Source organism: Streptomyces sp. NPDC059957, from assembly GCF_042730015.1.
In the GTDB taxonomy this organism is placed as follows: Bacteria; Actinomycetota; Actinomycetes; order Streptomycetales; family Streptomycetaceae; genus Streptomyces.
Genome location: NZ_JBHWMB010000097.1, coordinates 18,132 through 25,213 on the forward strand (window position 1 = coordinate 18,132; position 7,082 = coordinate 25,213).

Consider the following 7,082-nt stretch of genomic DNA (forward strand, 5'->3'; position numbering starts at 1 on the left):
GTAGACGAACACCTGGTCGCCGATCATGAGCCCGCGACGGGTGATGTCGGACGGATTGTGGAGCGTGGCGTAGGTGACCGTCACCCCGTCGATGACCACGGGCTCCAGGACGGCGCGCGGGGCGATGATCCCGGTCCGGCCGACGTTCCACTCCACCGCGAGCAGGCGCGTCACCTTGTGTTCGGCCGCCAGTTTCCGGGCCACCGCCCATCTGGGGGCTCGCGAGCCGCTGCCGGCCTGCTGCTGGTCCTCTGCCGTGTCGGCCTTGACGACGACACCGTCGATCCCGAACGGCAGGTCTGCGCGCAGGCCGGCGATCACGTCGATGCGCTCTTGCACCTGCTCCACGGTCTCGCAGCGCATCGGGGCGGCGGCCGTGCTGGCGGCCGTGTTCGCGCCGAGCGCGGCCAGGTTCTCCAGCAGGGCGACATGGCCGAGGTCGTTCAGGCCGATCGCGCTGTAGGCGAAGAAGGTCAACTCGATCCGGTAGGGGCGGTCCTTGGCGCGCAGGGTGCCGGCCGCTCCGCTGCGCGGGTGCGCGAAGGGCGTGGCCTCGTGGGCGAGCCGGATCCGGTTGGCCTCCTCGAACTGTTCGGTCGTCAGCAGCACCTCGCCGCGCAGCTCGATGTCGATCGCCTCGGTGAGTAGCGGGGGCAGACCGAGAACGGCGTCGGCGGCGTGGGTGATGTCCTCGCCGGCCAGGCCGTCGCCGCGGGTGAGGACCTGAACGAGCCTGCCACCGCGGTAGCGAGCGGCGATCGCGAGGCCGTCGAGCTTCGGCTCCACGCACCACCCGGCCACGGGGTGCCCCAGACGCCGTTCCAGCCCCGCGGCCCACTCGGCGAGCTCGTCGGCGTCGAAGACGTTGTCGAGGGAGAGCATGGGAACCGAGTGCGGCACGTCACCCTGCACTGCCCCGCCCGCCACCTTCCCGGTCGGCGACTGGGCCAGCACCTCGTCCGGGTGGGCCTCCTCGTAGGCGGCGATGGCGCGGAGCAGCCCGTCGTATTCGTCGTCTCCGAGCGGGGTGGTCCCGTCGCCGTAGTACGCGGCCGACGCCGCCACGGCGGCGGTCACGGCCTCGGTGTAGGCGAGAGGGGAAAGCAGGGCGCTGTTTTCGGTCATGCAGGTCATCATGCTGCCCGGCACTGACAACGCCGCCGGAGCTCCCCCGTGCCACAGCACACAACCGACCGCTCTGCGGCAAAGGGGGGAACGACAAAGGGGGAACGACAAAGGCGGTGAGCTAACCTGCCCCGCATGCACAGACAGTTCACCGGCTGGCCTGAACAGGCCATGGATGTGTTGTGGCAGCTCCAGGGCGAACCGACCCACACGACCCGCGAGCGTTGTCGCGCGGACCGCGAACGCCTGGTCCGGCAGCCGATGATCGCCCTGCTCAACGAGGTCGCGGACGCCGACTCCCGGTACGAGGACTTCTCCGTCTGGCACTACCGCACCAACTCCTGGTGGTGGCAGCACCAGAGCGCGGTGATCCGCCTCGACCGCAAGATCGAGATCGGTCTCCGCTTCTCCCTGGACGGCCTGCGGATCCAGGGCGCTTGGTGGTACCCCGATCCCGGCCAGGTCGACAGGTTCCGCAAGGCCGTGGCCTCCGAGGGGAGCGGCCGCGAACTGTCCGCCATCGTCGAGGACGTGCGGAAGAAGGGCTACGAGATCTCCGGGGACGTGATGAAACGTCCCCCGCGCGGCTTTCCGACGGACCACTCCCGTACGGACCTGCTGCGCCACCGTTCCCTGATCGCCGCCCGTCCCCTCGGCTGTGAGGAATGGCTGCACACCCCCGAGGCGGTCGACCGGGTCCTTGCGGCTGCCGCAGACCTGGACGCACTGCTCACGTGGCTGGTCCGCCACGTTCAGCATGCCGCCTGACATCACGAGCGCGCCGCGCGGCGCGGGAGGGTGTCAGCTGCTGAGGTCGAACACGCCCCACGCGGTGAACAGCTCGGCCTGGACGTAGATCCTGCCTCCCCGGCCACCAACCCGCCGGCGGCCGGGCACGAGTCCATCGGGCAGGGTGAGCAGGCCGACGTCCGTTGCCTCGACGGATGTTTCGGTGAGCTCTCCGTGTGCGAGTCCGTCCCGCTCCCCGCCGTAGCCGCCGTAGAAGACCACCCGATCGCCGTGGACCGCCACCGCTTTGGCGCCCTCCCGTACGCGGTTCGCCCACACCCTCACGGGCCGGTCGGGGCGTATCTCGACGAGCGGGAAGTCCGTGTACGGGCACGCCCAGGCGGCGGTGCCCGACACGTTCAGGGCGTAGCAGTCGAAGAGACCGGGGATTCCGGCTCCGTCCGAGGTCCAGGCGAGCCGGCCCGTGGCGCTCCAGCGGCGGATCCCGGCCGGGTTCTCGTCGAAGTGCCCCACCCAGATGTGGCCGGCCTCGTCCACGAGCAGGTTCTCGATGGCGTCCCCGACGGAGAAGGACGAGGTCTCGCGGCCGAGCGCGTCGAAGACCTGGACCTGGTTCGCGTCCTCGTACCGGCGGGCGCGGGCCGCTGCGACGACGAACCCGCCGTCGGGCAGGCGGTCCAGCTGCGGCCAACGGGCCCGCACCGCGCTCAGCTCGGTGAGTTCGACGTTGCCGCCCGGATGGACGGAGACGACCAGGGCGTCGAAGGGCCGGGCATCACCGCCGGGCTGCGGAGCGTGTTCGGCAAGCAGCCAGTGGGCGGCGCCGAAGACATCGACCGTACTGGTCAGGACATGGCGGTCGTGGTGCGCTCGGGGGAGGCGGGCGTAGGGAACGAGGGCGGTCTTCTGCACGGGCGGTCTCTCCAGGGTGGGTGGTCACGGCCATCGGGCACTGCGGTGAGCAGCCGTCGGCGGCGCGCGAGCGGAGGAGAGGGGAGCAGGGCGCCTAGGCCGCATGGCCCTTTCTACGGCCGGCGTCAGGCCGTCCTGCTCGGGGAGCGGCTCCGCGGGGCTCCTCTCACGGCGATCCACCACGGCCCGCTCGCGCGCGCGGAGCAGACGGCGCAGCTGGTCCGTGAGCAGCTCGACGATGTTCCCCTGCGGCGTTCCGGGCAGGCCGGCGACTACATTCCCTACATGCCGCAGCGCGAGGAGCTGCCGTCGGAATCGGCCGACGCCATGCTCGGTCACCTGGCTCAGTTCCCGGTCGAGGAACGTGAACAGGGCCCCGGCCTGGCCAAGGAGGCTCTCGCGCTGTTCACAGGCCCCGTCGCCGGCGATGAGCCGCGCCACGAGCTCGTCGTCACGCACAACTTCCTCATCGGCTGGCTCCTGCGGGCCGCCCTTGACGCGCCGGAGTGGCGCTGGATGGGCATCAACCACGCCAACGCCGCGCTTACCGTCATCCGCTACGCGCCCGGCCGGCCCCCGTCCGTTCTCCTCTTCAACGACACCGGCCACCTCCCCGTCGACCTGCGATGGACCGGCTTCCCGCCCGACCTCCACATCTGAGCGCATCGGTCCCCCATCGTCGGCGGTCGCCAGCCGAAGACCCGGTGACGACGCCTGTCGGAAGCCACTGAACTGCAGCGGTGCTTGGGAAGCCGGCGACCCGAAGGCTACGCGAACCGCCCTTCCGGCCGGCTCGCTATGGGGTGGCCGCGCGGAAGAGGGCCAGGAGGGCCTGGGCCGATGGGGAATCCGCGTCGAAGAACTGCGTGGCCAGCGCGGGTGGCACGGCCGCTCCGTGCATGCGGACCTCGTGGCAACCAAAGCAGAACACCGCTTCGAACAGCGCCAGCTCGAGGGAGTCCTCGTACGCCCGGACGCTCCAGCCCGGCGCGAAGCCGCAGCGGTGTTGTCCGCTGCCGGGCAGGTTCTCGATCAAGGTCAGAGCGTCGGTGGCCTCGCTCCCGGCCCAGTGGGCGCCCACCCTGCCGGGGTACGGGGCACCCCGCTTGGCCGGGAGGGCGGAGATCCTCACGACCTCGATCAGCACGGTGGCGGCGACGGCTTCGGCGGGGAGCTGCACGTGCGCGCGGGCCACGTCACCGGACTGGGCGGCCGACTTCCACCAGTCGACTAGGCGGACGGCCATCTCGGCCGGCCGCAGCCCCAGAGGGTCGAGACCGAAGTGATCTTCCAGCTCGTGCCGTAGGAACGCGCTGATCTCGGTCACGCCGGCACCGGAACGGAGCCGCCGGCGCAAGGGAGCGAGCATGCAGTCGTACTCGTCGTGCGCATCGTCGGCGACGCCGATGGGATCCCACTCATTGAGCAGACGCCGCAGGCCGTCCTCGGTGGAGGTGTTCCAAGATCGCATCGCCCCAGGCTGCCACCCACGAACGGCCGCCATCACCCGACCCCCTGATCCAATCGAAACCCGGCAAGATCCGGAAGAGACGGCCCAGCCCTGTGACGACCTAGCCCTGTGACGTCCATGGCCAGCGGGCCTCGCGGCCGGCCTCGACGAGGCCGATCATCCGGAACCCGGCGTCCGTCAGGCCGCCGAAGGTGTGCCGGTTGGGGCCGCCCGGGCCGTGGGCGGGCCGGTACCCCGCCAGGTTCCAGGTGTACACCGGGACCTCCTCCGGGACCGGTTCCGCCGGACCGCCGCGCCCTGGGTAGGGGCCCGTCTGCTCGTCGGTGACGATCAGGACCCTCTCGTGGTCCCGGTAGTGGGCGCGCAGCGCCTTGGCGGTGTCGGTGCCCCCGAGGTTCTTGAACCGTTTGAGTACGTCGAGCACCGGCTCCCCGGGCCGGAACTGCACCTGGGCGCTCGACCCTCCGAACTGCACCAGGTCCGCGTCCTCGGCGCGCATCGCCAGCGCGGTGCCGAAAACGGCCGCGGCGTCCGCCCTGGTCAGGGTGGACCGCTCCGAGACGGTGTCGTAGAACATGGAATAGGACCGGTCCACCAGGATCAGGGTCCGGCCGGTCAGGGCCGGTACGTTGGCCAGCGAGTGGCCCAGCGCCACTTCCAGCTGCGCCGACCAGCGCGCCGAGGGTGCGTGGCGGTGGGCGGCCAGGTAGCGGAAGGGGAACTGCCGGGACCGGGCGACCTCCTCGGCGTCCGAGATCCGTGCGGCGACTCCGGCCGCCGCCTCGTCCGAGATCCCGGCCCCGTCGAAGTTGCGCAGGTTGCGCAGGAGTGCCATCGGTCCCATCGAGGGGATCACTGCTTCCCAGACGGTGGCGTCCATCGGTCCCTGGAGCCAGCCCGCCAGGGCCTCCCAGGTCATGCCCGCCGCGGCCAGCCGCTCGGCGCCGTCCGGCGCGGTGACCACGGCCCGCCGCTCGTCCGCCGGCAGGTCCATCAGGGTCCGGTGTGCGGTGAGCAGCCGGTCTCCGGGCGGCGGCGCCGCGGCCTCCGGGTGGTGCCGGCGGTCCAGGGCATGCCGGAACAGCTCGCCCTGCCAGGGCTTGGCCGGGTCGGGTGTGGCATGGACGAGGTTGAGGACGTCGCCGAAGCGGAAGGCTTTGGAAGCGGTGTCGTACTTCAGCAGGGAGCGGGAGGAGTAGAGCCGCCGTACGGCATCGGCGATGCCCCGCTTCACGGGCTGTGGGACGCTCCGCCCGTAGGCGGAGGTCCAGTGGGCGAGCAACTCGCCCGGTTCGTCGGCGCGCTGGAGCACTGAGTCGATGACGGACCGGTTGGACAGCCCCCCGCAGGTGCCGGCGGCGAGCCGTGCCCTGACGTATGCCACCGCGCCGATCAGGGAGGCCGTACGCATGTTTCCCTCGCCTCGGAGCCAGCGCAGCAGGCCGGCCGTCCATGCGGGGTCCTGGAGGGCGAGTTCACCCACGAGGCGGGTGTAGCGCCCGTCGCGTTCCGCGCCGCTCTCGTAGAAGGTCTGCTGGGAGACGAAGTTCCCCACGGCCAGGAGGAAGAGCTCCTCGCGCGGCTCCCGGACGAAGCCGGGGCCGCCTTCGTAAGTGAGCGGGTCCGCCTCGGTGGGGTGAGGTTGGGGCCGCGGAGCGGCCGCGGTACGGGCCGCAGCGGCGGAGACGTTCGGGGCCACGAGCATCTCGGACCATATCTTCGACGTGCGCTGGGTGTAGCGAGGCAGGGAATCCCCCCGGATCCAAGGGCAATGGGGAGCCCCGTCCGCGACGTCCGACGGGTCGGAGGGCCGGGCGGGGCACAGGCGCCCGCGCCACCCCGAGATCAGAAGTGGCCGCGGCGTCACTTGGTTTTCGGAAGGAAGTAGCCGCAGCCGAGCGCATCGGGGGGACGCGGTCGCGCCGTCACATTAGGCAGGGCCACGCACCGCACGCCAGTCAATTAAACGGAGAGAGCAATGGTGGTGGCTGGGGCCCTGCCGGCCCGTGAGACGACCGACCCCCGCTCCGGTCGGACGGGAGCGGGGGTCGGTCGGGTCAGTGCGGGTTCAGGGCTGGTTCAGGACTGGTTCAGGGCTGGTTCAGGGCTGGTTCAGGGCTGGTTCAGGGCTGGTTCAGCACGCGCCGGAGATGGGCGTGTGGCCGACGTACGTGACGCCGCTTGAGTTGATGTCGACGGTTTCACCGGCGTGGCCCATGGTGTGGCTGGCCCATACCGCCTGGCCGGAGGGGTTGTAGACGACGAAGTTGCCGTCGTGCTGGTAGACCGCCCGGTTGCCCGACGACCCGGTGTAGGTGTTGGACGCCCAACAGACGCGGGTGGCGTAGCGGTTCATCTTGTACTCCACCAGGTTGCCATCGGTCTGCATGACGAGGCGCCAGACGAGGTAGTTGCCGAGACCGTCCATGCCGCTGCGCTGGATGGACTCACCCGGCGAGAGGCTCTCACCCCGGTAGAGCCGGTCACCGTACTGATGTTGGGCGGACGCGGATCCGGCGCCGGAAAGCAGCAGACCGGTAACGAGGGCGGTGAGAGCCACGGCTCCCGTGGTGGTGCGGCGCAACTTCGTAAGCAAGACGATCCCCTCCAGATTCGTTCGAGGCCCCTTCGGCCTCTGGAAGTGATGTTCATCCAGCTCACGGCGCCCTGCGATGCTTTCGGTCCCCGCCGAAAGGTACCCATCCGGCGGGCCCGATCGGACAGCACGGCCTAGTAGTGCTTTGTTAGCTGGTCTTGTCACGGCGTGTGTCTGGTAGTTCGCTGGTTGTATGAGGGCTGGGGAGCTTGCTGCGGTACGGGTCCG

The 7,082-nt window shown here is 70.6% G+C and carries 5 protein-coding genes and 2 pseudogenes; 2 read left to right on the top strand and 5 right to left on the bottom strand.

Features of this window, described 5'->3' with window-relative positions; genetic code table 11:
* Nucleotides 1–1,125 (bottom strand): annotated as a pseudogene (locus ACFWBW_RS37470) (NAD-dependent DNA ligase LigA); the annotation flags it as partial.
* 135 nt (nt 1,126–1,260) lie between these two features.
* Here ACFWBW_RS37470 and ACFWBW_RS37475 point away from each other — a divergent pair.
* Entirely contained in the window at nt 1,261–1,893 is a 633-nt protein-coding gene (locus tag ACFWBW_RS37475) for a DUF2461 family protein (protein WP_385382895.1), read from the top strand.
* A gap of 33 nt (nt 1,894–1,926) precedes the next feature.
* On the opposite strand, the gene ACFWBW_RS37480 is transcribed toward ACFWBW_RS37475, so the two are convergent.
* Entirely contained in the window at nt 1,927–2,787 is an 861-nt protein-coding gene (locus tag ACFWBW_RS37480) for a hypothetical protein (RefSeq protein ID WP_385382897.1), read from the bottom strand.
* A gap of 117 nt (nt 2,788–2,904) precedes the next feature.
* On the opposite strand from ACFWBW_RS37480, the pseudogene ACFWBW_RS37485 reads away from it, so the two are divergent.
* A pseudogene (locus tag ACFWBW_RS37485) lies at nt 2,905–3,447 on the top strand (histidine phosphatase family protein); the annotation flags it as partial.
* A gap of 136 nt (nt 3,448–3,583) precedes the next feature.
* Here the strand turns inward: ACFWBW_RS37485 and ACFWBW_RS37490 are convergent.
* The 3 genes from ACFWBW_RS37490 to ACFWBW_RS37500 all read right to left on the bottom strand — a co-directional run bounded on the left by ACFWBW_RS37490 (nt 3,584) and on the right by ACFWBW_RS37500 (nt 6,854).
* On the bottom strand, nt 3,584–4,258 hold the full coding sequence (locus ACFWBW_RS37490; RefSeq protein WP_385382900.1) for a hypothetical protein: 675 nt from the start codon (nt 4,256–4,258) through the stop codon (nt 3,584–3,586).
* A 100-nt stretch (nt 4,259–4,358) separates the two neighbouring features.
* Nucleotides 4,359–5,963, bottom strand: coding sequence for a TROVE domain-containing protein (locus ACFWBW_RS37495; RefSeq protein WP_385382903.1), 1,605 nt, complete (start codon nt 5,961–5,963; stop codon nt 4,359–4,361).
* 429 nt (nt 5,964–6,392) lie between these two features.
* A complete protein-coding gene (locus ACFWBW_RS37500; RefSeq protein WP_385382906.1) occupies nt 6,393–6,854 on the bottom strand; it encodes a hypothetical protein in 462 nt (153 codons plus the stop codon).
* Nucleotides 6,855–7,082 lie beyond the last annotated feature (228 nt).